Genomic DNA, 22,680 nt, shown 5'->3' with positions numbered 1-22,680 from the left:
CTGTGATCTCGGCCAGCTAGCGTGGCCATTGATGACGGTTTTCGGAGCCCCTACGGCCACCCTTCCTGTCGTCGCCCCTTCCACCACGATCTCGCTGCGCCGCGCCCCGCATGTGTGGGCCGGCGTCGTCTTCTTCATCGCCTTCACGGCACCCGGATGGGCGGCGGCGTTCGGCGCACCCGCGGCCGCTGCCGCCGGCATCGTCGCGTGTGCGGGAGTTGCGATTCTCGCCCTGCGCGTCATCCGCGCCCCGCAGTGGCGCGCCCTGCCGTGGACTGCGCTTGCCTTCACGGGATGGGCTGGAGCCAGCATTGCCTGGTCGCGGTGGCCCGAGACAACGGCGCTGACGTGGGCTCTGCTCGCGGCGACGACGCTCGTTGGCATCGCCCTTGCCGCGATGCTCACCTGGCGCCAACTCGTCTCAGCACTCGCCTGGGCGCTCGCTGCCGTCATGGCGTTCTCGGTCGCCTTCGAAGCGTGGGCCGCCCTCATCGTGGGTGGTCCGGTCGGAATCGAGTTTGCCGCCGTGGATGCGCACACCGAGCGTAGTGATATCTGGACGAGCGCCCAGCTGTTCACCGGCGGCCGCCTCGATGGGATCGTCGGCAACGCCAACCTGCTCGCGATGCTGGCGCTGCTCGCAGTGGTCGTGGTCAGCATTCGTCTGGCTGTCGAGCGACACCAGCGGGGCATCTTCATCGCGGTACTTGCAGTCTCGGCGTATCTGTTGGTTCGCACCGAATCGGCGACCGCATTCATCGCGACAGCCGTGCTCGCGCTCGCGCTTGTCATTCTGCTCGCCGCACGCATTGCACGCACGACAGCGGGTCGCCTGCGCGTATACGTCGCGGCGGCGACCCTCGCGGCGATCGCTGCAGGCCTCGCGTGGCTCATGCGGCGCGGCATCCTGTCGTTCCTCGGCCGCGACGGAGACCTGACCGACCGCACCGAGATCTGGGATCTCGTCTTCTCTCGCGGGGCGGCTCAGCCGGTCGTCGGCAATGGGTTCGCCACACCGTGGATCCCGTGGGATCCGGCATTCTCCGACTGGATCGTGATGCCCCGAGGCCTGCACATCATCCAGGCCCATAGTGTCTGGGTCGACGTGTGGTTCCAGCTCGGCGTGGTCGGCGTGGTAGTGCTTGCCGCCCTCTATGCGCTCTTCGTATGGCGCACGTGGGTGTTCGCGGTGCGCCACCACCGCTGGCAGCGCCGTGACGACCGCGTTACCGCCACGGTTTCGCTCCTCCCCGTCGCGGTCGGGGTGATCGTCGTCATCCAGGGAATTACCGAGTCCAGCCCGCTCCTGCTGTGGGGGTGGATGCTGACAGTGCTGTTCCTGGCGAAGCTGCAGCCTCCTGACAGGGCGTCGCAGATAGGATCGTCGAGACATGCGCGCCGCGAACCAGAACCCGACTTCGTCTGACTCGAGCTTCGACCCGTCGACAGCGACGATCGTCGCTGTCACGTTCAATCGGTCGGGGCTGCTCTCCCGTCTCCTCACGAGCATCGGGGAGATGGATCCGAAGCCCGGACACGTCGTTGTGATCGACAACGCCTCCTCGGATGACACCACCGAGGTCGTTGAGTCATTCCGCGAGCGGATCGGCACCGAGCTCGTCTACCGCCGCCTCGAGACCAATACCGGCGGGTCCGGCGGGTTCAGCGCAGGAATGCAGACAGCCTACGAGCTTGGCTCCGAGTGGATGTGGCTCATGGACGACGACGTCGAAGTGATCCCCGACGGGCTCGCCAAGATGGGTCGATGGTCAAGGCGCTTCCGCTCCATCCAGGGTCGCCGATACGATTTCGATGGCAGCGAGTTCTACTGGCAGTACCGCATCGCTGCCCGGATGGGCATCCCGATCCCCTTCGCCCCGGCGGAGTTCGACGAATCAGGCTTCAAGGAGATGAACTCCGGATGCTTTGAGGGGATGTTCATACATCGCGACGTCGTCGGCCGGATCGGGCTCCCCGACCCGCGCTTCTTCATCTACTGGGATGACCAGGTCTACGGGTGGCTCGCATCGCGAATCACGACATCCGTGATCGTGAACGAGTTCGTCCTTCGACGCACGCGCGAGATCAAACAGTGGGATATGGGCATTCGCCACATGAATGCCTCAAGTGACGCCTATCGGTACTACATCATGCGCAACCGGGCGCTGATCAAGCAGTACTACCGCAGTCTCGGCGTTTACCACCCCGCGCTGTTCGCCGCCGGCACGACTCTCACCTTCGTGAAGGAGCTCATCCGGCTCCTGGTCGTGGAGCGCACCGTCCGTGGCACCCGGCACCTGTTCCGGGGCTTGCGCGACGGCCGCGCCATCGCGCAGGACCGCTCCTGGCAGCCGATGCCGCCGCTGGAACTGTCGGCTCGGCCGGTGGCGTAGTCGGCGTTCTAGCGCTCCAGCACCTCGCCGATCGACGCGTCCATCGCCAGCGAGAACAGAAACTCAACGCCCTTGCTCAGCACAAACCGGTTGACCGGGATACTCCGCGGTATTGCCGTGGAGCGCACCAAGCGCGCGTCCACGTTGACGTCGCACGTGAAAGGTTGACGTCGCGGGTGAGCCGTGACGGGCGGCGTTGAACCACGCCCACGGCAGCAGCGACGAGCGGCGGCGAGCCGGGTCGTCGCGCGCGGACGTCGGCGGTCATCATGCCAGCCGGTTCTGCCACATCGACAGCGCGGAGCCGATGGCCATGTGCATGTCCAGGTATTGGTACGTCCCGAGCCGGCCGCCGAAGTGCACGTCCGGCTCGAGCGACGCCCGCTCGCGGTACGCCAGCACGCGCGCGCGGTCGGCCGGCGCCGCCACCGGATAGTACGGCTCGTCCTCACGGGTGGCGAAACGGGAATACTCCCGGACGATGACGGTGCGGTCGCGCGGGTATCGGTCAGCGCGTTCCGGGTGGAAGTGTCGGAACTCGTGGATTCGAGTGTAGGGAACATCGGCGTCGGCGTAGTTCATCACGCTGGTGCCCTGGAAGTCCCCTGTCTCGAGCACGTCGCGTGCGAAATCCAGCGTTCGCCACGACAGCTCTCCCTCCGCCTCGTCAAAGTACCGATCCAGCGGTCCGGTGTAGACCACCGGCACCTGCCCGACCACGGCCTGCTTGTGCAACGGCTGGGTCCTGTCGAAGAAGTCCGTCTCCAGGCGCACCTCGATGCGAGGATGGTCGGCCATCCGCTCGAGCCACGCGGTGTATCCGTCGACGGGCAGGCCCTCCCAGGTGTCATTGAAGTAGCGGTTGTCGTAGCTGTAGCGCACCGGCAGTCGCGAGATCACCTCCGCCGGGAGGTCCTTCGGGTCGGTCTGCCACTGCTTGGCGGTGTAGTCCCGGATGAACGCCTCGTACAGCGGCCGTCCGATCAGGCCGATCGCACGCTCCTCCAGGTTGGCGGCGCGCTGGGGATCGAACTCGCCGGCCTGCTCGCGCACCAGCGCGCGCGCCTGATCCGGGGTGTACGCCGCCTGGAAGAACTGGTTGATCGTGCCGAGACTGATCGGCAGCGGATAGACCACCCCGCGATGGGTGGTGTACACGCGGTGGACGTAGGGCGTGAACGCCGTGAACCGGTTGACGTACTCCCACACCGCAGGCGTGGAAGTGTGGAACAGGTGCGCGCCGTATCGGTGCACTTCGATGCCGGTGTCGGGATCGTCCTCGCTGTAGGCGTTGCCACCGATGTGCGGTCGGCGATCGATGACGGTCACCCGCCGCCCAGCCGACGCGGCGCGCTCGGCGATAGTCAGCCCGAAGAAGCCGGAGCCGACGACGAGTAGATCCATGTCGGGAGTCACCTTCGGGATGGGGATGATCGGCCGCGGACGAGTCTACCGGGACCTGGGCATGGTGCTCGGATCGGCGAACACCGCACGCCAGGATCCGAGCGACGCCAGCTGCGCCTCGGCTCGGTACTGGGCCGCCAGTTGCGGCCACCGCAACCACAGCCGGATGCGCAGCACCGTCGCGTCCCTCAGCAGCGCAGCGCAGCGGCGACGGGACCTCGTCAGGAGGAAGGCGCCCCTGCCGGTCGCGCTGTCGACGACCGCCGCATCCATGAGTCCCAGGCTCCACCACTTCCCCGACGCGCGGGGAAGGCGCGGGATCGGGGCGGGCGGGCGGCTGCGCCGGAGCTGATGCGCCAGCACGCGCAGCAGCCGCGCCCCGACCGAGCGACGGCCGGAGGGAGCGGCCGGGGCGGCGGGCACGGTCGCGGGCAGCTCCGCCTCGGCCCGGACGGTGTGACCACCCTCGGCGAGGAAGGAGCGGACCTCACCGGCCCGGTTGCGCAGCGACGGCAGCAGATGCGATGGGCCGCGCAGCACATCCGCGAGCGCCGCGCGTCGCACCGCTGCCGCGCCGTACTGCAGACACAGCACGTGGTTGACATCCTGCGTCCAGGTATCCCGCAGCACCCGCCCGCCGCGTCGTCGGGGCGAGTGCATCAACGCTGCGACGAGGCGGTTGCGCAGCTGGAAATACGCCTGCCAGTCCAGGCCGTCGTCCTTGGCCGTCCAGGGCATGTGCCAGAGTGCCGCGCCGGGCAACGTGACGACCGGGTGACCGGCCGCCTGTGCGCGAAGGCCGAACTCAACGTCGTCCCACTTGATGAACAGCGGCATGGCCGCGCCCACGCGCCGCACCGCGGCCAGAGGCACCAGGCACATCCACCAGCCGTTGAAGTCCACGTCGTACGCGCGCGCCGTCGCCGGGTCGGCGATGGTGGCGACGACATCCACGTCGTCAAGAGAGGGCGCGACCGGCTCCCACCAGAACGCGTCCCGGTCCACACGCTCACCCCACGTGTGGAGGATCCGCGGGGCGACGAGGCTGAGCATCTGCGCCCCGACGACGGCCGGCACCGGGGTGCGCTCCGCGAAGGCGAGCAGCCGGCGGATCCCTTCCGGCTCGATGCGAACGTCGTCGTCGACCAGCAGCGCCCACTCCCCCCCGGCGTCATCGGCCGCGACAATTCCACGGCTGAAGCCTCCCGATCCGCCGAGGTTCGCCTGGCGGATCACCTCGAGGCGGTCACCCAGCGCGGCGGAGGCCGCCTCGAACCCCGCTCCGGCCTTCAGATCTCGCGAGCCCTGGTCCACGACCACCACGCGTGCGACCCGATCGGAGATCTCCGGGTCCGCCAGATCGCGCAAGAGGCGGATACAGTCCGCCTCGCGGTCGAACGTCGTGACGCAGACGACAGCGCGGGCGGGTGCCGCCGGGACGGTCTCGCTCTCCCAACGTGCATCCGAAACGACAGCGCCGGTCTCCGTGCACACCTCGGCCCACACGGTGCCGACGTCACCGACGTCGACCGCGACGTCCAGCCCGCCGTCTGCGACGGCGCCGCGCGCCAGTTCGCGGACCGTGCCGGCCGCGGTGAGGCCGCGCACCGTTGCGGTCGCGGCGCCGACGACGGTCGCGCGCAACGCGACACGGCGCACGGCGGTGTGGCGTTGCCACACCGCCGTGGGGAGGGACCCGAAGTACGTCTGCCAGGACAGTGACCCGCCCGCGGCGAGCGAGAGGCGGCTGCGGCTACGATCGACTGCGCCGCGCACCGTCGCGTACAGCTCCGGCTCACCGACGCCCGCAAACGGGAGGCGGTGGATGACGGCGCCCGCGGGGACCTCCGGCGTCACCGGCGCCACCGATCCCGCAGGCGTCGCAGGGATCGCGCGGCGCGCTGGCCCAGGGACAACCGTTCGTCCAACTGGCGGGCGACCTCGTCGCGCACCACGCGCGCCAGGTAGAGCGGCAGACCGTCACCCTGGCCTCGCACCCATGCGCGCAGTGCCTCGTCCCGGACACGGCGGTCGTAAATGTCGTGATCGGCGGCGAGGGCGAACATGCTGTTACCGAGTTCACCGGCGACCCCCCGCCGCTGCATCCAGAAAGCCAGTGGGCGCGCGCCCAGGAAGCCGATGTCGTAGCGCTGGAGCACCCGCAGCGTGAACTCCCAGTCCTCGACCGCATGGAGGTCTTCGCGATACCCGCCCAGTTCGTCGTGAAGACGGCGTCGGTAGAGATGGCCGATCGGCACTGCGCGGTTGACCTGAAGGAATTCGCCGTAGGAGACCGAGGTCATCTCCGGCCAGAACGGCGCACGCCCCACCTCCACGAAGGCGCCGTCGCGCTCGGCCTCGTAGACGATTTCCGTGCGTACCATCACCCCGGCATCGCCGGGATGGGCGTCGAGCCGATCGACCGCCGCCCGGAGAAAGTCCGGATCCCACAGGTCGTCATCATCGTGCAGCACCACGAACTCCGTCGTCAGCACCGCCAGTCCGGCGTTGGCCGCTGCCGAGCGTCCGCGCGGCGCCTCGTGGTGGACCACCCGCAGGCGGTTCGCGGTGCCCGAATGCTCCGTCACGGCTTGTTCCACCGGCGCGGGATCGCCTCCGTCGTTGACGATCACCGCGGTCCAGCCTTCGAACCGCTGCGCCACGATATCCGCGAGTGCGCGGCGCAGGAACCAGGGCCGGTTCTTGGTGCGGATCACGATCCCGACGCGCGGCTCATCGACGTCGGACATGATCCTCCTCGCAGCCGGCCCGGGCGGACCGTCGGTCGACGCGAGGTTATCACCGCGGCGCTGAGAGCCCGCTCGTATAATCGGGGCGTGATCCGCCGACTCCGCGCCGCGTGGCGCGCCGCGCGAAGCTGGCCGGGAGTCGGGAGCCTGCTCGCCCTGGCCGACCGGATGTGGTGGGCCCGCCGGATCCGGCGCGCGCGCATCGTCGACGTCAGCCACGTCGGCGCACAGCTGGGTCGCCGCGTCGGCGAGCGAGCCGCAGTCCGCGCCTACGTCCGCGGCGGGCACCGTGCCGGGCTCAGCATGAACCCGCTGTTCTGCGAAGCCACGGCGTCCCGCCAGCTTTCGGACGCCGACCGCGTGCCCGCGCTCTACGCATATCTCGTCAACGACCGCGACCGGATCGAGGTCAGCCCCAATTGGGACGCGCCGGGCTACCTCGCCGCGCACCCGGAGGCCCGCGAGGATCCTGCCGGCCCGCTCGGCCATCTCTTCCGCGCCGCACGCGCGGGCTCGCCGGTGCCGCTCGGCTGCGGCGCGCGCATCCGCCCCGTCCCGTGGTCGGAGGTGCGTGAGCGCGCGCGACAGGCCGCGGAGCAGTCCCGCCGACGGGTGGCGGTCACGCTCCGCTCCGACGCGGACGTGAATGCCGAGCTGGAACTGCAGGCCGAGATCGGCCCCGAGGAGGACGCCGACGAGACCCTCGCCCTCGCGTCGGTCATCGCCGGTGCGCGCCCGCTGCGAACCTGCCTGCTGCTGCGCGACCCCACCCCGGACGAGTGGATCCAGGCCAGCCTGCTGTCGCTGTGGCTCGACGGATGCACGGTCTCACGCGGCGCCATCTCCGACGCGGCGGCCGCGCCGGCGGACGGTGTGGTGCTCGTCCGCGGGGCGGGTGCACGCCTGAGCGCCGCCGATGCGCTCGCCCTGGCCGACGCGGGGCGCAGCCGCCCCACCGCCCCGCTGTGGCTCGCCCCGGACGGCACGATCGCCTCCGCGGGGCTCGTGCGCGTCGACGGGGCGGTCCGCCATCTGCTTGCCGGGCACCCGCGCGAGGACGCCGCCCGACTGGGCGAGCGCATCGACGTCCCCGCCCTGGCGGGCGGGACCTTCGCCGTTCCGGCTGGCGGGGGCGGCACGCCGCAGACGCTGCTCACCGCGACCGTGTTCGCGCCTGCTGCGGCCCCGGCCGGCTCCGCACCGGCGACGACGGACGACATCGCCGGCATCCTGCGCCCCGCGGGCCTGCGCCCCGCCGGCGTGGACCCCGACGGGCGGCTGCGCCTGGCACGCGTGACCCCCGCACCGCGCCGCTGGGCGATCCGTACGGCCTCGCCCGCCGGCCTCGCCGGGGAGTCCTGGGGCGACACGCACTTCGCGCGCGGGATCGCGGCGGCGCTGCGCCGCCTCGGCGAAGAGGTCGTCATCGACGCCTACGACGCCCGGGAACGGCCCTCCACAGCACTGGACGACATCACCCTTGTGCTGCGCGGACCCCGCCGGATCGATCCGCCGAGCACGGGGAGGTCCATCCTGTGGGTGATCAGCCATCCCGATGAGATCACCCGTGAAGAGGTGGCGGGCTTCGACCGCGTGTTCGCCGCATCCATCCCCTGGGCCGCACGGGCGTCCCACCGGTTCGGTCTCCCCGTGCTCCCCCTCCTGCAGTGCACCGACGCCCACCGCTTCCGCACCACCGGCGCCGTCCGGGGCGATGACCTCGTCTTCGTTGGCACCGCCCGCGGCATCGCGCGCCCCGCGGTGGTCACCCCCATCCGCGCGGGCATCCCCCTCCGCGTGTACGGCCCGGACTGGCGGGGCTACATCCCCGCCGCGAACATCGCCGCCACCGGTATCCCCAACGCCGAGCTCCCGCTGCGGTACGAGACCGCGGCGGCGGTGCTCAACGACCATTGGCCGGCCATGCAGGCGGAGGGGTTCATCTCCAATCGGCCCTACGACGTCGTCGCCGCCGGCGGGCGCGTGATCAGCGACCATGTGACGGGCATCGAGGACGTCTTCGGCCCCGCGCTGGTCACCTTCGACACCCCGGAGGACCTCGTTGCCCTGTTGTCTCGGCCCGTCGACGCGCTGTTCGGCGCCGATGCGGCGGTCGCGACCGTCTCCGAACGCATCCGCCGGGACCACTCGTTCGACGCCCGTGCCGCCACGCTCGTGCAGGCGGCACGCGAGCTGGCGAGCCGGGCAGGAACGCGCGAGGCTGGCTGTTAGAATCCGTCGGTGACTTCCGGACCTCCCTCCGTCCCTTCCGAGGGAGACCTGACCCGGACGCCCGCGCCGGCGGCAGTGCCGGATTCCCCGCGGCGGCGCGCGTTAAAGATCGCCCTGCTGGTGTTCCGCTACGCGCTGATAGTGGCCGTCGTCGTCTTCGCGGTCTGGTACTTCGTGCGCATGTGGGATCCGGTGCGCTCGGCGCTGCTGGAGATGAACGGGTGGTGGGTGGGCGCCTCCTTCGTCGTGTTGCTGGCGGGCCTGATGTGCAACGTGGTGGTGTGGACCACACTTCTTGACGGACTCGGCCACCCGGTCCCCTTCGTACGCGGCGCGCAGATCATGCTGGTCGGTCAGCTCGGCAAGTACGTGCCCGGCTCCGTCTGGGCGTACGTGCTGCAGATGGAGCTCGGACGGCAATACGGCATCGCGCGCGCCCGTGTGCTCGTGACGTCACTGTACGCTGCGGGGATCGGCGTGGTGTGCTCGCTCGTCATCGGCGCCGTGGCGCTGCCTCAGATCGCCGCCGGCCATGAGCAACTGCTGTGGCTGTTCGCCCTGCTTCCGGTAGGCCTGGTGTGCCTGCTGCCGCCGGTGATGACGTTCCTAGCCAACCTCGCCCTGAGGATCTTCCGCCGACCGCCGCTGGAGCACCGCGTGCGTGCGCGCACCATCGTCCTCGCCGTGGCGTGGTGCCTTGCGTCCTATCTGCTCTACGGCGTACATCTCTGGCTGCTCACGGACGGGTCGGTCTCGCCGATGTACATCGTCGTGATGTCGGCCGCTCTGAGCCTCGGGTTCACCGCCGGGCTGTTCGCGTTCGTGCTACCGTCCGGGGTCGGCGTGCGCGAGGCCGTGCTGATCGGGATCCTCGGCCTCACCCTGTCCGCCGGCGAGGCCTCCGCGATCTCCCTGGTCTCACGGGGCATGTTCACGGTGGGAGACCTGCTCACCGCGGGCGTCGCCGCGCTGGCGGCCTTCGCGATGCGCCGCCGCCTGCACAACGCCGATATCCGATCGACGGAGTACGCCGATGTCTAACGCTCTCGCCACCGATCACCCCGTCGCGCATCCGCGCCGCCGTGCGACGTTCGTGTCCTACGGGCTGGTCACGCTCGCCTACGCCGTGGTGCTGCTGCTCGTGCAGCGCCGGGACGGCACCGACGACTTCACGTTCGCCCTGAACATCGCCCCCTTCCCCACCATCGGGGACTGGATCGCCTATCGGTACGAGTCGTGGAGCGGTCGGATCTTCCCCGAGGCGTGGCTGTACGTTTTCACCACAGCCCCGCTCATCTGGTGGCAGTTGGCGAGCCTCGTGCTCAGCGTCGCATTCGTCGCGATCCTCGTCCTGTACGCGCGCCTCGCCCGTCCGGCCGCCGACGACCGCACCACCGCCGGATACGTGCTGATCGCCGGTGCGCTGGTGTTCCTCCTGGACGTCCCCGTCCTCAACGGCGGGTACACGTGGGTCACCGGGAGCATGAACTACTTCTGGCTGATGCCCTTCGCCCTCGCGGGGTTCTACCCGCTGGCGAGGATGTACTCCCCCGCCCCGCGGCTGGCGTGGCCGTGGGTCGTCGGCGCGGTGGCGGCGGCGTTCGTCGCGGCCGTGTCGGCCGAGCAGGTGGGCGCGATCCTCCTGGTCCTGGCCGTCCTCGTCTTCGGCGAGCGCGCCCTCGCGGCCGCGCGCCGCCGCGCGTCCTGGCGGAGCCTGGCCACCGCCGGCCCGGTCGCTGCGTCCGCCGCGGTGGGGTTCGCGATCCTCATGGGCGCGCCCGGGAACGCGCAGCGCTCGACAATCGACGCGAGCGTGTGGCTCCCCGAGTTCCCGCTCACGCCACTGTCGGAGCGTCTGCCTTCCGCGGTGCGCTTCGTGGTCGACGGTCTGGTCAACCACGGCGGGATGGCACTGCCGCTGGTCTGGGCGACGCTGCTGGGCGGCTATTTCGCACTGCGGCGCTCCCGAACGGCGCTGGATCACGTCGTGGCCCTCGTCGCGATCGTCGGGCTGTCGACCGTCTTCATCCGCTCACTCGCCTCGGGGACGGGGCTTTACGCTCTGTACCCCGGCTGGCTGGAGAACCCGCAGGGGCTCGTGCCGGCCGCCGTCCTGGCTTTCTGGCTGCTCCTGCTGCTGGCAACCGCGCTCGCTCCGTTCGCGCTGCTTCGCAGCCGGCTCGGGGCGCTGGTGTCGCTCCTGATCTTCGGTGCAGCAGCGGCGCTGGCTGCCATCACCCTGTCCGCGTCGATGTACGCCTCGGGTCCGCGCGTGGTATTCATCCCGGCGCTGGTGATCCTCATCGGCGGATTCTGTATGCTCGTCTGGGTTCTGCGTCAGCGCCCTCACGCATGGCTGGCCGCCGGCCCGATCGTCGTGGTAGCCGGGTACCAGTACGCGGCCGTGGCCGTCGGCCTCGTGCAAGGCTGACACCCGTAGCGAAAGTTCTCATGACGTCCACCCTGATCATCGTCCCGACGTACAACGAGCGGGAGAATATCCCCCTCATCCTTGGTCGCGCCCTCGCCGCCGTGCCGGACGCCGACGTTCTCGTCGTCGACGACGGCAGCCCCGACGGCACGGCCGAAATCGTGCAGGAGATGATCGCCGCGGACCCGCGGATCCACCTGCTGCAGCGGGAGACCAAGAACGGGCTGGGCGGCGCCTATCTAGCGGGCTTCCGGTATGCGGCCGACCACGATTACGCGCTCGTCGTCGAGATGGATGCAGACGGCTCGCACCCACCGGAGCGCCTCCCCGCGATGCTCGCGGTTTTCCAGCGCCCAGACGCCGCGACGGTGGGCGGGGTGATCGGCTCGCGCTGGGTGCCCGGCGGCAGCGTCGTGAACTGGCCCGCAAGCCGTCAACTCATCAGCCGCGCCGGGAGCCTGTACGCCCGCATCGCGCTGGGCGTGCCGGTGCGCGATGTCACCGCCGGCTACCGCGTGTACCCGACCGCCGTGCTCGAGGAGCTCGATCTGGGTTCGATCGAGTCCCGCGGGTACTGCTTCCAGATCGACATGACCCGCCGCGTGGTGGCGTCGGGTCGCCGCGTGGTCGAGGTGCCCATCGAGTTCCGCGAGCGTGAGCTCGGCGAGTCGAAGATGAGCGGCGGCATCGTCGTGGAGGCGATGCTGCGGGTCACGCAGTGGGGCTTCCAGCGCCTCGGACGCGCCCTGACCCGCCCGTTCCGCCGCGCCTGAGCTGGCCCGGATCCCCGCCGCGCGCGCCGCGCTACCACTAATCCCGGCCCTTCCCTCAATAATTGGTGAGTGGTGAAGGTGTGGAGACGGCGCGCCCGCCGGCCGCTGACGGCCTGGATGGCATCAATGGCATCGGCGGTGCTGGTGCTCACTCTCGCGCTGGTCGCGGTTCCCGCGGCGACGCCCCCCGCGCAGGCCGCGGTCGCCTCGGAATTCAATGCCGGCTACATCATCAGCGATGAGAACATGTACGACGGCAACGCGATGGACACCGGCGCGGTGCAGAGCTTCATCCAGCGGCAGAACTCCACGTGCAACTCGTCGTTCGCCTGCCTGTTCAACTACCGGCAGTCCACCCCCGCGATGCCCGCGAGCCAGTACTGCGCCGCGATGCCCGCGGTGACCAACGACTCAGCCGCGGGCATCATCGCGCGCGTGGGCCAAGCCTGCCGCATCAGCCAGAAGGCGCTGCTCGTGCTCCTGCAGAAGGAGCAGAGCCTGGTGACCTCGACAATGCCGACCAAGCGCAGCTTCGAGGCCGCCACGGGCTTCAACTGCCCGGACACGGCACCGTGCGACCCGGCGTTCGGGAGCTTCTTCTACCAGGTGTACTACGGCGCGCGGCAGTTCCAGGTATACCGCCTGAACCCGCAGTGGTTCCGCCACCAGGCGAACGCGTGGAACGACGTCTACTGGAACCCCAACGCCGGCTGCGGAACCGGCCGCGTCTTCATCCGCAATGCCGCGACGGCAGGTTTGTATAACTACACGCCCTACCAGCCCAATGCCGCCGCGCTGGCGAACCTCTACGGCACGGGTGACGGGTGCTCCTCCTACGGCAACCGCAACTTCTGGCGCCTGTGGTCAGACTGGTTCGGCTCCCCTACGGAGGATCCGCTGATGGTCGTTCGCGTCAGCGGGAGCAACACCGCCTACCTGTCCACCGGCACTGTGCGCTACCGCATCCCCACCGACGAGAGGCTCGCGCAGTTCACCTGGCTCGGCAGCGTGCGCCAGATCAGCCAGTCCCAGCTGGACGTGCTGCAAGACGGCGGTGACGCCCCGCGCGCGGTGCGCATCACCGACGGAACCATCGTCCTCCTGGACAGCGGCAAACGCTTCATCGTTGAGAACTGCTCGGTCGCGTCCGAGTTCGGCTGGGACTGCGACCGTTTGCCCATCGCAGGATGGGGGCAGGTGCTGCGGTACGGGGACGGCGGCTACCTCCGTCGGCTGGTCACCTCATCTGACACGGGACGCACCTGGCTCATCCAGTCCTCGGTGCGCCGCGAAGTGCCCGACGCGTCCCTGCTCGCCATGTTCGGCATCCCCTCGGTCACCTCGACGGTGTCTGAGGCGATGCTCTCGGAGTACACCCTCTCCGGCCCCGTCGTCACCTCAGGCGTGTACACCGAGGGAACCAAAGTGAAGGCCGTCACCGGCGGCGGCACCTACGACGTCCCCGCGGCAGCGGCACGGTCATCGGCGTTCTCCGGTGCGCGGAACCTCACCGCGCCGTCGTTCGACATGCTTGGCAGCAACGGCGTGCTCCCGACCCGCATCCGCTCCGCAGGCGAGTCCTACGTACTGGCGGACGAGGGCTGGCTCAAGGTCTCCGCGGCCGTCTACGGAGGCGACGCCGCCTTCACGTCCGTGCCGGATCGCGCCTGGGATGCGCTGCGGGTCATCGGGACCGACCGTCTACCCCATTTCGCGCGCGAACACACCGATCCCCAGGTCTACCTGGTGTCCGGTCAGAAGCAGGCGGTCACCACAGCCGATCAGTCAGCCATCACCCGCATGTTCGGGGTGAACCCGCGCGTGTGGGCGCTCGCCGACGGCGCACTGTCGGGGCTGGCCCAGTCGCAGCGGTCAGGGCTCGCCCGCGCCGGTGACGGCACCCTGTACTTCTTCGACCAGCGCCGCGCCTTCGTGGTGCCGGGTTGCGACATGGTCCGGGATCTCGGCGCCGACTGCAACACCGTTCCCACTCTGGCCGCCGGCGAGCTGAACGGCTACGAGCGGCCCGGGACCCTGCAGCGTGTGGTGCGCGAGCCCTCCGGGATCCAATGGCTGATCCAAGGCGGCGCGCGACGCCAGGTGCTCGACCTGACCCTCCTGCCGCCGTACGGCATCCCCGCCGTCGCTTCGTCGGTGTCCGCGGAGGCGATCTCGTCGCTGCCGGTCGGCGAGCCGGTGGTCGCTCCCGGCGCATACCGCGCCGGCGGCGACGCCGTGAAGGTGACCACACGAGCGGGCGGCTACGAACTCCCAACCGACGCGCGGGGTCTCGCATTCGCCCGCGCCGCTCGCGTGCTCACCGAGGAGTCGCTGACGCGCCTCCCCAGCACGGGCACCCTGCCGACCCGGATGATCTCCGACGGCCGCGCGTTCGTGCTGGTCGACAGCGGCTGGCTCGAGGTCGAGGCGGCCATGTACGGGGGCAACGGTGCCTTCACGACACTCGGTTCTCGTGCGTACGAGGGTCTCCCCCTCGCCCAAGCGCGCGGCGCGCACTTCCTGCGCGAGAGCAGCTCGGGTGTGACGTACCTGCTGTCCGGCGGCTTCCTGCAGTCCACGGCCGACGCGACAGAACGAGCCTGGATCTCGGCCTACTTCGGCGTCTCCGCCCGGGAGTGGGTCGGAGCGCCCGGGGTCCTCAGCGCCCTCCGCCCTCGATTCGAGCGGATCATGCGGGCAGCAGACGGCAGCTTCGTCCTCGTCGACGGCACGGTGCGCTACCGGCTGGATTCCTGCAATCAGGTCCGCGACCTGGGCGGCGTCTGCGAGACGCTTCCCACGGTCAGCAGCGCGGACCTGGCCTATCTCACCGATCGCGGGCCGCTCACTGCCGTGGTGCAGGCACCGGACGGTGTGCGCTGGCTGCTGCAGGACGGCAAGCGCCGCGAGGTGCCGGCGCTGTCGATCCTGGCCCGCTACGGCATCTCCGACAGGGTCACGGTCGTCTCCGCCGAGCTCGTCGGTGCACTGGCCGTCGGAGACCCGGTCATCGCGGCAGGCGCGTACAGCGACGGCGTGAACGGTTTCCGCGTGGTGACCGAGGGCGGCGAGCGGTGGGATCTTCCCGCGGCCGCGCGCACACCGGGCGTGCTCGCCGGCGTCGTGCGGCTGACAGCCGATTCGTTGAATGCGCAGCCCGCCACCGGGGTCCTGCCGCTGCGGATGACGAGCGAAGGCAACGCGTACGTGCTGACGGTGGACGGCTGGCTGGGCGTTCCCACCGACGCGATGGGGTCGCTCGTCTTCACCGCCATCGGAGCGAAGGGGTGGACGGGCCTGCCCTCCGCCGGCCGAGAGACGCGCCCCTTCTTCGCACGCGAGTCGGCGAGCACCCAGGTCTACCTCGTCTCCGGCGGCCTGCAGGCCGTCGCCAATGATGATGCCCTGAGGTGGATCAGCGCCACCTACGGCGTGCCCACCCGCGTGTGGGTGCTCGCTGACGGCGCGCTGCACTGACCGGCGGGAGCCGCCGCGCAGTGGGCCGCTGCAGGAGCGCGGATCAGGTGGCGGACACGCCGACGGTGGCGCCGACGGTGCCGATCGCCGTCGCGCTGCTGCGTACCGTGAACATCGCGCCCTGCATGAGGGAGTGAGAGGTCCCGCCGTCGACATACGTGGCGTTGGCGTTGACGTAGTACTCGCCGCTGCCGAAGTGCGCGCTCGCAACGCGGAACTCTACGGTGCGCGGCCCGGCGATGGCGCCGAGATCAACGCTCAGACGCTCAGTGTTGGATGCCAGCACCATCTGCCCGAGCGGTGTGTCGATGCTGAAGCCCGCCTCCCACTCGTCGATCGGGCGGAGCACGTCCACGTGCACCCGCACCAGGAGCTCGTCGCCGTCACGGAACGCATCCGGTGTCCGGCCCGAGGCGTCCACGACCTCCACCGACCGCACTTCGATCGGGTGCGTGGTCTCCTCGACACGGGCCTCGCCGATCCGCCGGCCCTCCAGCACGTCCCGCAGCGCCGACACGGCCTCATCGACGTCGCCGTCGAAGACGACGTCGCCGTCCTTGAGGACGATGCCACGGTCGCACAGCTCACTCACCTGCGCGGCCGAATGGCTCACGAGAATGATCGTGCGCCCCTCGGCGCGGAACTGGGCAATTCGGTCCATGCACTTGCGCTGGAACGCCTCGTCCCCCACCGCCAGCACCTCGTCGACGAGGAGGATGTCGGGGTCTGTGTGCACCGCCACCGCGAACGCGAGCCGGACGAACATCCCCGAGGAGTAGAACTTCACCTGGGTGTCGATGAAGTCCCCGATCCCGCTGAACTCCAGGATCGACTCGAACTGCTCGTCGACCTCGGCGCGGCTGAGCCCCAGGATCGAGGCGTTGAGGTACACGTTCTCGCGCCCGCTGAGGTCAGGGTGGAACCCCGCTCCCAGTTCCAACAATGCGGCCATCGAGCCGCGTGTGCTGACCGTGCCGGTGGTTGGGGCAACGATGCCCCCGATGAGCTTGAGCAGCGTGCTCTTGCCGGAGCCGTTGGCGCCGAGGAGGCCGACGGTGGTGCCCGCCTCGATCGAGAGGCTGACGTCGTCGATAGCCACGAAGTCCTGGCGGTGCGCGCGTCCCCGCCTGCCGAGGTGGACGACCCGCTCTTTGAGCGTGTTGTCCTTGCGAACGCGGAAACGCTTCGTCACCCCCTCGACGCGGACGATTTCGGGACGGGCGATCTGCTCCTGTTTCATCACAGCTCCTGCGCGAAGTTGCCCTGGAGCCGCGTGAACACGCGGTGGGATATGAACAGGAGCACCAAGCCGATCAGGCCGGCGATGAGCATCCGCAGACCGAGTTGCGACGGATAGTCATCGGCGGTCCCAGCCCCCCAGAACGCCCGGTGGAACCCCAGGACGCCAAGTGTGATGGGGTTGTTGACGTAGATCTCGAGCGCCCAGCCAGGAAGGCCCATCTCGGCGAAGATCGACTTCACCATCTGCCACGAGTACACGATCGGCGAACCCCACATCGCCAGCATCATGACGACATCGGTGAGGTACTGGATGTCGCGCAGGTAGACGTTCAGCGCCGACAGGAACAGCCCGATCGCCAGCCCGTACACCAGGATCAGCAGCACGGACGGGAAGAACCACAGCATGTTCACCGGCGCCGGCAGCGCCTGGAAGATCAGCGCGGCGATGAGCAGCACGACGGTCTGGACCGCGAACATGAACCCGGCCGCGCCGATCCCCGCCAGCGGGAACACCTCGCGGGGCAGGTAGATCTTCTTCACCAGGCCGGCATTGCTGAGGATCGACACCGTCGAGCCGAAGACCATCTCCGAGAAGAACATGTAAAGCGTCAGACCCGCGAACAGGTAGATGGCGAAGTCGTCGATGCCCTCCGCCGCGCGCAGGAACTGCCCCAGCACGATGTAGTACATCAGGAACTGGATGATCGGCTTGATAAGGGTCCACACGAACCCAAGGAAGCTGTCGCGGTAGCGCGCCTGCAGGTCGCGACGGATCAGCAAGCCGAGCAGCTCGCGGCGCGCGAACAACTCACCTAGCTTGCCGCCCCGGCCGGATGTGCGCAGACCGCGCGAATCCATCGTCTTGAAGGGCTCCGCGGCAAGACGGCGGAATCGTTCTTCGGTCTTCAACGTCACCACTCGGGCTCGCGGGCACGGACGTTCCACTCTACCCCGTCAGACGCCGGGGCCCGATATGCGCTCTCCCAGCTTGCTCGGACCTACCCGCTAGAATCGAACGATGCGCTACCCGCCGCATCCGACGACGCCGGCTCTCGGAACCGTCCTCGTCACCGGAGGCGCCGGTTTCATCGGCCGATCCCTTGCGGCGGCAATGGCCTCTGCGGCGCAGCGGTGGGTCGCGGTGGACAATCTGAATCCGCGGACGCACGGAACCGACCCGCAGGTGCCACTGCCTAGCGGTGCGCACTTGGTCGTCGCCGACATCACCCGCGCGCAGACCTGGGACGAGCTGCTCGGAGAATGGACACCGGATCTGGTGATCCATCTGGCCGCCGAGACGGACACCGGGCTCTCGCTAGAGCACGCCACACGCTTCGCGGATGTCAACGTGGGGGGCACCGCCGCGATGCTGGATGCGTTCACGCGCCACGGGACCCGCCCGGCGCATGTCCTCCTCGCCTCCAGTCGCGCCGTCTACGGCGAGGGCATGTGGCGCGAGGTCGCTACCGGACGCCGGTTCAGCCCCGGCCAGCGCAGCCACCAGCAGCTTCTCGCCGGCCACTGGGACTTCCCCGGCAGCGAACCGCTTCCGGCCGTCGCCGGCGAGACCATGCCTCATCCGACGAGCATCTACGGCGCAACCAAGCTCGCCCAAGAGTCGTTCTTGTCGTCGTGGTCGTGCGCGCGGGACGTGCCGCTGAGCGTCTTGCGGCTGCAGAATGTGTATGGTCCCGGCCAATCGCTGCTCAACCCGTACACCGGGCTCCTCCCTCTGCTGGTGCAGCGGGCCGCCCGCGGGGAGAGCCTCGAGGTGTACGAGGACGGCGCGATGCGGCGGGACTTCGTGCACATCGCCGACGTCACACGCGCCTTCGCGGCCGCGTGCGCGGAACCGCCGGCGACGAGCGTGCGGACCCTGGACATCGGGTGCGGGGTCGGCGCGCCGATCCTCGACGTCGCCGAGACGATCAGCGCGACGATGGGCGGGGGGTCACCGCACGTGACCGGAGCCTTCCGCGACGGCGACGTCCGCCATACCTGGTGCACGACCGATGCCGCCGAGCACGAGCTCGGATGGCGACCCGAGATCGCCTGGCATGAGGGCATCGCCGCCTACGCCCGGTGGTATCTCGCCGACCACGAGGAGGACCCAGCGTGACCGACACCCCCTTCGACGCGCCTGTCGTCGTCACCGGCGCCGGCGGCTATATCGGCCGTCACGTCGTCACCGCCCTGGCGGACCGCGGCGTCCCCGTGATCGCCGTGGTGCGGCCGGGGTCGGGCGCGGCACTGGACCCGCGTGCCCGACGGGTGGAGTTCGACATTCTCGCCGAGGACACCCTTCCGGACGGGCTGGCGGAGGCGCGGGCGCTGGTGCATCTGGCGTGGCGCGACGGCTTCGTGCACAACTCTCCCGCCCACATGCTGGAGCTGTCCGCGCACTACGCGTTCCTACGACGCGCCGCGGCAGCGGGCGTCGACGCGGTCGTGGCGCTAGGCACGATGCATGAGGTGGGGTACTGGGAGGGTGCGATCGACGCCGGCACGCCCACCAACCCCCGATCGCTCTACGGCGTCGCGAAGGACGCCCTGCGCCGGTCGCTCGAACTGGGCCTTCCTGAGGACGTCCGCTTGGTCTGGGCGCGGTGCTACTACATCTTCGGCGACGACCGCCACAGCAACTCGATCTTCGCGCGACTGCTGGAGGCAGTGGCGGCCGGGAAGAGCACCTTTCCCTTCACGACCGGGCGCAACAAGTACGACTTCATCGCCGTCGAGGAGCTCGGCCGACAGCTGGCGGCCGTCGCCCTCGACGACGATGCCCGCGGCGTGATCAACTGCTCCTCCGGCGAACCGGTATCGCTTGCCGACCAGGTCGAGTGGTTCATCCGCAGCCGCGGCCTGCCGATCACCCTGGAGTACGGCGCATTCCCGGATCGTCCCTACGACTCCCCGGCCGTATGGGGCGATGCGACGCGCATCCACGAGATCATGGCCGCGTTGCCGGACTGATCAGACGCCGTTCGGTAGGCCCTCGCCGTCCTCGCTTGCGGCGGCGTCGGCGAGGTCGCCGGTGTCCGCATCCGAGTGGGACTCCTCGGCCGCCGCCTGGATCCTGCTCCACTCACCCGGGTGGCGCAGGCGCCACAGCCAGTGGTGCAGGGTGCGAGCCGGACGGTCCAGGGGCTTGAGGGCCCGCGCGATGCGGGGGTGATTGAGTTTCAGATAGACGCGGGTGAGCGCGACGATGCCGCCGTACCCGAGCCAGCCGGCGCGGTGCAGGAACTGGATCTGGTCGATCGGATACCCGGGCATCGTGGCGCCCATCTGATCGAGTTTGAAATCCAGCGCGGTATGGCTGATAGCCATCTGCTCCGCGCTGCCGATCGTCCGCACGTGGTACCCCAGCTCTGCCGCGGCATACGCGATGAGCCGCTCCTGGACATGCGCGAGGCTGCCGTCGCGATGCTGCGAAGGCGGCGCGTACTCGTCGTAGCGCCATTCGCGATCCGTCATGAGCCGCAGCGCCTCCGGACGGACCATCCACATGCAGCCGTAGGGGGCCAGCGGGGAGATCTCGTCGAGCGGGACGCGGATCCCGAGCTCCTCGCACAGTTCCTCGGTGCGCGGCCGGTTCCCGTACCAGCCGCGTCCCATCGTCGGGTAACCGATGTGGATCATGGGCGGGAACACCATTCCCAGCCCGGGCTCCTTCTGGAAAAGCGCAACGGCGTTCGCGGCGAACCCCGCGGAGTTCAGGACGTTGTCCAGCTGCTGCAGCTTGAAGTAGCGCCCGGCGTTGAAGGAGTCCTGCACGGTCTTCTTGGAGTGGATCTTGACGATGAGGTCGTACGCACCGCTGCGCAGCACATCGCGGCACGCGATGAAGAAGGCGCTGAGGTCGCGCCCGCGGTTGGAGGGGAGCACGCGCACCTCCGACCGCGCGATCCGCTCGTCGGCGCGCTCACGAATTATCGTCTCGATCGTCGCCGCCTTCTCGGCATCCGTCGTGGTGATGTAGACGTCGACAGGACTCGGCAGCAAGACGGCCCGGTCGAGCAGCTCGTCGGTCATGTCTTCGTAAAAAATGTGGATGATCGCCGCAAGGCGCAGCGGGTTCGAAGGATCGTACGAGACGTCGACGTCGGGCAGGATCTCCAGCATCGCTGCGTCGGCGTTCAGCGTCTTCGGCGGCGAGTTGCGGGCCAGGTTTTGCCACATCATCCGCACCGGGTAGCCGTAGTGCTCGGCCCGGTCGATGGTCCAGCGACCGATCACGGCGTGCTGGTCCAGATAGGGCGGGTAGTGGAAGAACGGCCGGCGCTTGAGAATGGGACAGCCGTCGTCCAGGAGCAGGTCGGCGTTCAGTAGCGCCGGATGCTGCGTCGGGTATTCCGCCTCCGGGTAAGCCACCGCCGAGGTGAACCCGCACTGCTCGAAGTGGTGCGTAAACCGCGACTCGTGGTTGAGCACCGACTCCAGGTACGTCGTGATCGGCGGCATCGTCCGCCAGTACTCCTCCCACTCCGGCGAGAGGAACATCCGCGGACGCACCGCGATCCAGTGCGATTGAATGTGACGGTGCAGGATGCCCTTCTTCGTGAACGGGTTCGGCGTCTCCTCGCCGTAGTCGGTCACGCCCCAGAAGTCCGCGCCCGTCGCCTCCATCCGCTCAAACAGCGGCGCGAAGGGGCGCACAGGGCCGAACCAGGTGTAGTTCATCAGCACGATCTCGTCGTACTCGGCGAGCCGGTCGCGGCCGAAGTGGGACAACGCCTCCTTGTAACCCCACACGTCGAACCCGACGTTCTCCCGCTGCCACACCGTGTCGGCGACGGCTTCCAGCGTGGCGCGGCCGCCTTCGGTGAGGTCGCCGTTGACGATCACGAAGAGATGGTCGGCGAACGGACGCAGTGCCTCGAGCTTGTACGGGATGTACTCGTCGACCTCGCCGCGCTTGTCGTAGAAGAGGTAGAAGATCACCCGCTTGACGGTCTCGCCGTCGGGGCCGCGCGTCGCCGTCGTCGTCTCTTCTGGGCTCTGCACTCGATCTCCTGCACCGGTTCGTCACGCCCGCCCGGATCCGCCGAGCCGCGCGATGCTACCGGTCGATTCTAGACGCTACGAACGCGGGCCCTGGTCCAGCACATTGAGCAGGTAGCGGCCGTAGCCGCTCTTGAGCAGTGGCTGCGCGCGCTCGTACAGTTCGTCGTCGGTGAGGAAGCCCATCCGCCACGCCACCTCCTCGGGACAACCGATGGACAGCCCCTGCCGCTTCTGGACGGTACGGATGAACTCGGTCGCCTCACTGAGGGAGTCGAAGGTCCCAGTGTCGAGCCAAGCGGTGCCGCGGGGAAGCAACTCGACCCGCAGGCGTTCCTGCTCCAGGTAGATGCGGTTGAGGTCGGTGATCTCGAGCTCTCCGCGTGCCGAGGGCCGCAGGCTTTTCGCGATCTCGACCACGTGGTTGTCGTAGAAGTAGAGTCCCGGCACCGCATAGTGGCTCTTGGGAACGGCCGGCTTCTCCTCGAGGGAGACCACGCGCCCGGCGTCGTCGAACTCCACGACACCGTAGGCGGTGGGGTCGTCCACCCAGTAGCCGAAGACGACACCGCCGTCCAGATCGGCATACTGGCGCAGACGGGTCCCCATACCCTGCCCGTAGAAGATGTTGTCCCCCAGCACCAGCGCGGCCGATTCCGAACCGATGTGGTCCTCGCCCAGGATGAACGCCTGAGCCAGGCCGTCCGGCGAAGGCTGGGTGAGGTAGGTCAGCGAGATGCCGAAGCGGGAGCCGTCCCCCAGCAGCCGCTGGAACTGCTCCGAGTCCTGCGGCGTCGTGATGATGAGGATGTCCCGGATGCCGGCGAGGATCAGCGTGGACAGCGGGTAGTAGATCATCGGCTTGTCGTAGACCGGCACCAGCTGCTTGGAGATGCCATGGGTGATCGGGTGCAGACGCGATCCGGTGCCGCCCGCGAGAATGATGCCGCGCATTCCTCCAGTCTCAACCATGC

The 22,680-nt window shown here is 69.2% G+C and carries 16 protein-coding genes; 9 read left to right on the top strand and 7 right to left on the bottom strand.

Annotated features, from left to right (window positions below; all coding sequences use genetic code 11):
* Window positions 1–31 precede the first annotated feature (31 nt).
* Window positions 32–1,426: an O-antigen ligase family protein gene (locus BGO47_RS10605; RefSeq protein ID WP_292711744.1), complete on the top strand. Its 1,395-nt coding sequence runs from the start codon at window positions 32–34 to the stop codon at window positions 1,424–1,426.
* Entirely contained in the window at window positions 1,392–2,393 is a 1,002-nt protein-coding gene (locus BGO47_RS10600; RefSeq protein WP_292711742.1) for a glycosyltransferase, read from the top strand. The genes BGO47_RS10605 and BGO47_RS10600 overlap by 35 nt, the downstream gene beginning before the upstream one ends.
* A 267-nt stretch (window positions 2,394–2,660) precedes the next feature.
* Here the strand turns inward: BGO47_RS10600 and glf are convergent, their stop codons facing one another.
* Genes glf through BGO47_RS10585 form a run of 3 tightly spaced genes read right to left on the bottom strand, consistent with a single transcriptional unit; the run spans window position 2,661 to window position 6,547 of the window.
* A complete protein-coding gene (gene glf / locus BGO47_RS10595; protein WP_292711740.1) occupies window positions 2,661–3,797 on the bottom strand; it encodes a UDP-galactopyranose mutase in 1,137 nt (378 codons plus the stop codon).
* A 45-nt stretch (window positions 3,798–3,842) separates the two neighbouring features.
* On the bottom strand, window positions 3,843–5,654 hold the full coding sequence (locus BGO47_RS10590; RefSeq protein ID WP_292711738.1) for a glycosyltransferase: 1,812 nt from the start codon (window positions 5,652–5,654) through the stop codon (window positions 3,843–3,845).
* On the bottom strand, window positions 5,651–6,547 hold the full coding sequence (locus BGO47_RS10585) for a glycosyltransferase (RefSeq protein WP_292711736.1): 897 nt from the start codon (window positions 6,545–6,547) through the stop codon (window positions 5,651–5,653). Before BGO47_RS10585 ends, BGO47_RS10590 begins: the two co-directional genes overlap by 4 nt.
* An 87-nt stretch (window positions 6,548–6,634) precedes the next feature.
* On the opposite strand from BGO47_RS10585, the gene BGO47_RS10580 reads away from it, so the two are divergent.
* The 5 genes from BGO47_RS10580 to BGO47_RS10560 all read left to right on the top strand — a co-directional run bounded on the left by BGO47_RS10580 (window position 6,635) and on the right by BGO47_RS10560 (window position 15,460).
* Window positions 6,635–8,779: a glycosyltransferase gene (locus BGO47_RS10580; RefSeq protein ID WP_292711734.1), complete on the top strand. Its 2,145-nt coding sequence runs from the start codon at window positions 6,635–6,637 to the stop codon at window positions 8,777–8,779.
* Window positions 8,780–8,788: 9 nt separating this feature from the next.
* The gene (locus tag BGO47_RS10575) at window positions 8,789–9,820 is read left to right on the top strand and encodes a lysylphosphatidylglycerol synthase transmembrane domain-containing protein (RefSeq protein WP_292711732.1); all 1,032 of its coding nucleotides are present in this window, start codon (window positions 8,789–8,791) and stop codon (window positions 9,818–9,820) included.
* Window positions 9,813–11,210 (top strand): DUF6056 family protein, encoded by a 1,398-nt coding sequence (locus tag BGO47_RS10570; RefSeq protein ID WP_292711730.1) that lies wholly within the window; start codon window positions 9,813–9,815, stop codon window positions 11,208–11,210. Before BGO47_RS10575 ends, BGO47_RS10570 begins: the two co-directional genes overlap by 8 nt.
* Window positions 11,211–11,230: 20 nt before the next feature.
* Window positions 11,231–11,983, top strand: a complete 753-nt coding sequence (locus BGO47_RS10565; protein ID WP_292711728.1) for a polyprenol monophosphomannose synthase — start codon at window positions 11,231–11,233, stop codon at window positions 11,981–11,983.
* Window positions 11,984–12,109: 126 nt separating this feature from the next.
* Window positions 12,110–15,460, top strand: coding sequence for a hypothetical protein (locus BGO47_RS10560; protein WP_292711726.1), 3,351 nt, complete (start codon window positions 12,110–12,112; stop codon window positions 15,458–15,460).
* A 43-nt stretch (window positions 15,461–15,503) separates the two neighbouring features.
* Here the strand turns inward: BGO47_RS10560 and BGO47_RS10555 are convergent, their stop codons facing one another.
* Both BGO47_RS10555 and BGO47_RS10550 read right to left on the bottom strand, forming a co-directional pair.
* On the bottom strand, window positions 15,504–16,700 hold the full coding sequence (locus BGO47_RS10555) for an ABC transporter ATP-binding protein (RefSeq protein ID WP_292711724.1): 1,197 nt from the start codon (window positions 16,698–16,700) through the stop codon (window positions 15,504–15,506).
* Window positions 16,700–17,620, bottom strand: a complete 921-nt coding sequence (locus tag BGO47_RS10550; RefSeq protein WP_366246885.1) for an ABC transporter permease — start codon at window positions 17,618–17,620, stop codon at window positions 16,700–16,702. Before BGO47_RS10550 ends, BGO47_RS10555 begins: the two co-directional genes overlap by 1 nt.
* Before the next feature lie 100 nt (window positions 17,621–17,720).
* Here BGO47_RS10550 and BGO47_RS10545 point away from each other — a divergent pair, with 100 nt between their 5' ends.
* Both BGO47_RS10545 and BGO47_RS10540 read left to right on the top strand, forming a co-directional pair.
* Window positions 17,721–18,821, top strand: coding sequence for an NAD-dependent epimerase/dehydratase family protein (locus BGO47_RS10545; RefSeq protein WP_292711722.1), 1,101 nt, complete (start codon window positions 17,721–17,723; stop codon window positions 18,819–18,821).
* Window positions 18,818–19,675: an NAD(P)-dependent oxidoreductase gene (locus BGO47_RS10540; RefSeq protein WP_292711720.1), complete on the top strand. Its 858-nt coding sequence runs from the start codon at window positions 18,818–18,820 to the stop codon at window positions 19,673–19,675. Before BGO47_RS10545 ends, BGO47_RS10540 begins: the two co-directional genes overlap by 4 nt.
* Here the strand turns inward: BGO47_RS10540 and BGO47_RS10535 are convergent, their stop codons facing one another.
* Together BGO47_RS10535 and rfbA are read right to left on the bottom strand one after the other, a co-directional pair.
* The gene (locus BGO47_RS10535) at window positions 19,676–21,709 is read right to left on the bottom strand and encodes a rhamnan synthesis F family protein (protein ID WP_292711718.1); all 2,034 of its coding nucleotides are present in this window, start codon (window positions 21,707–21,709) and stop codon (window positions 19,676–19,678) included.
* A gap of 75 nt (window positions 21,710–21,784) precedes the next feature.
* Complete coding sequence (rfbA, locus tag BGO47_RS10530) at window positions 21,785–22,660, bottom strand: glucose-1-phosphate thymidylyltransferase RfbA (RefSeq protein WP_292711717.1); 876 nt, start codon at window positions 22,658–22,660, stop codon at window positions 21,785–21,787.
* Window positions 22,661–22,680 lie beyond the last annotated feature (20 nt).

This window comes from Microbacterium sp. 67-17 (genome assembly GCF_001898325.1).
Taxonomy (GTDB): domain Bacteria; phylum Actinomycetota; class Actinomycetes; order Actinomycetales; family Microbacteriaceae; genus Microbacterium; species Microbacterium schleiferi.
Note: the sequence above shows the minus strand (reverse complement) of the source record. Positions and strands in the feature narration are given on the sequence as shown.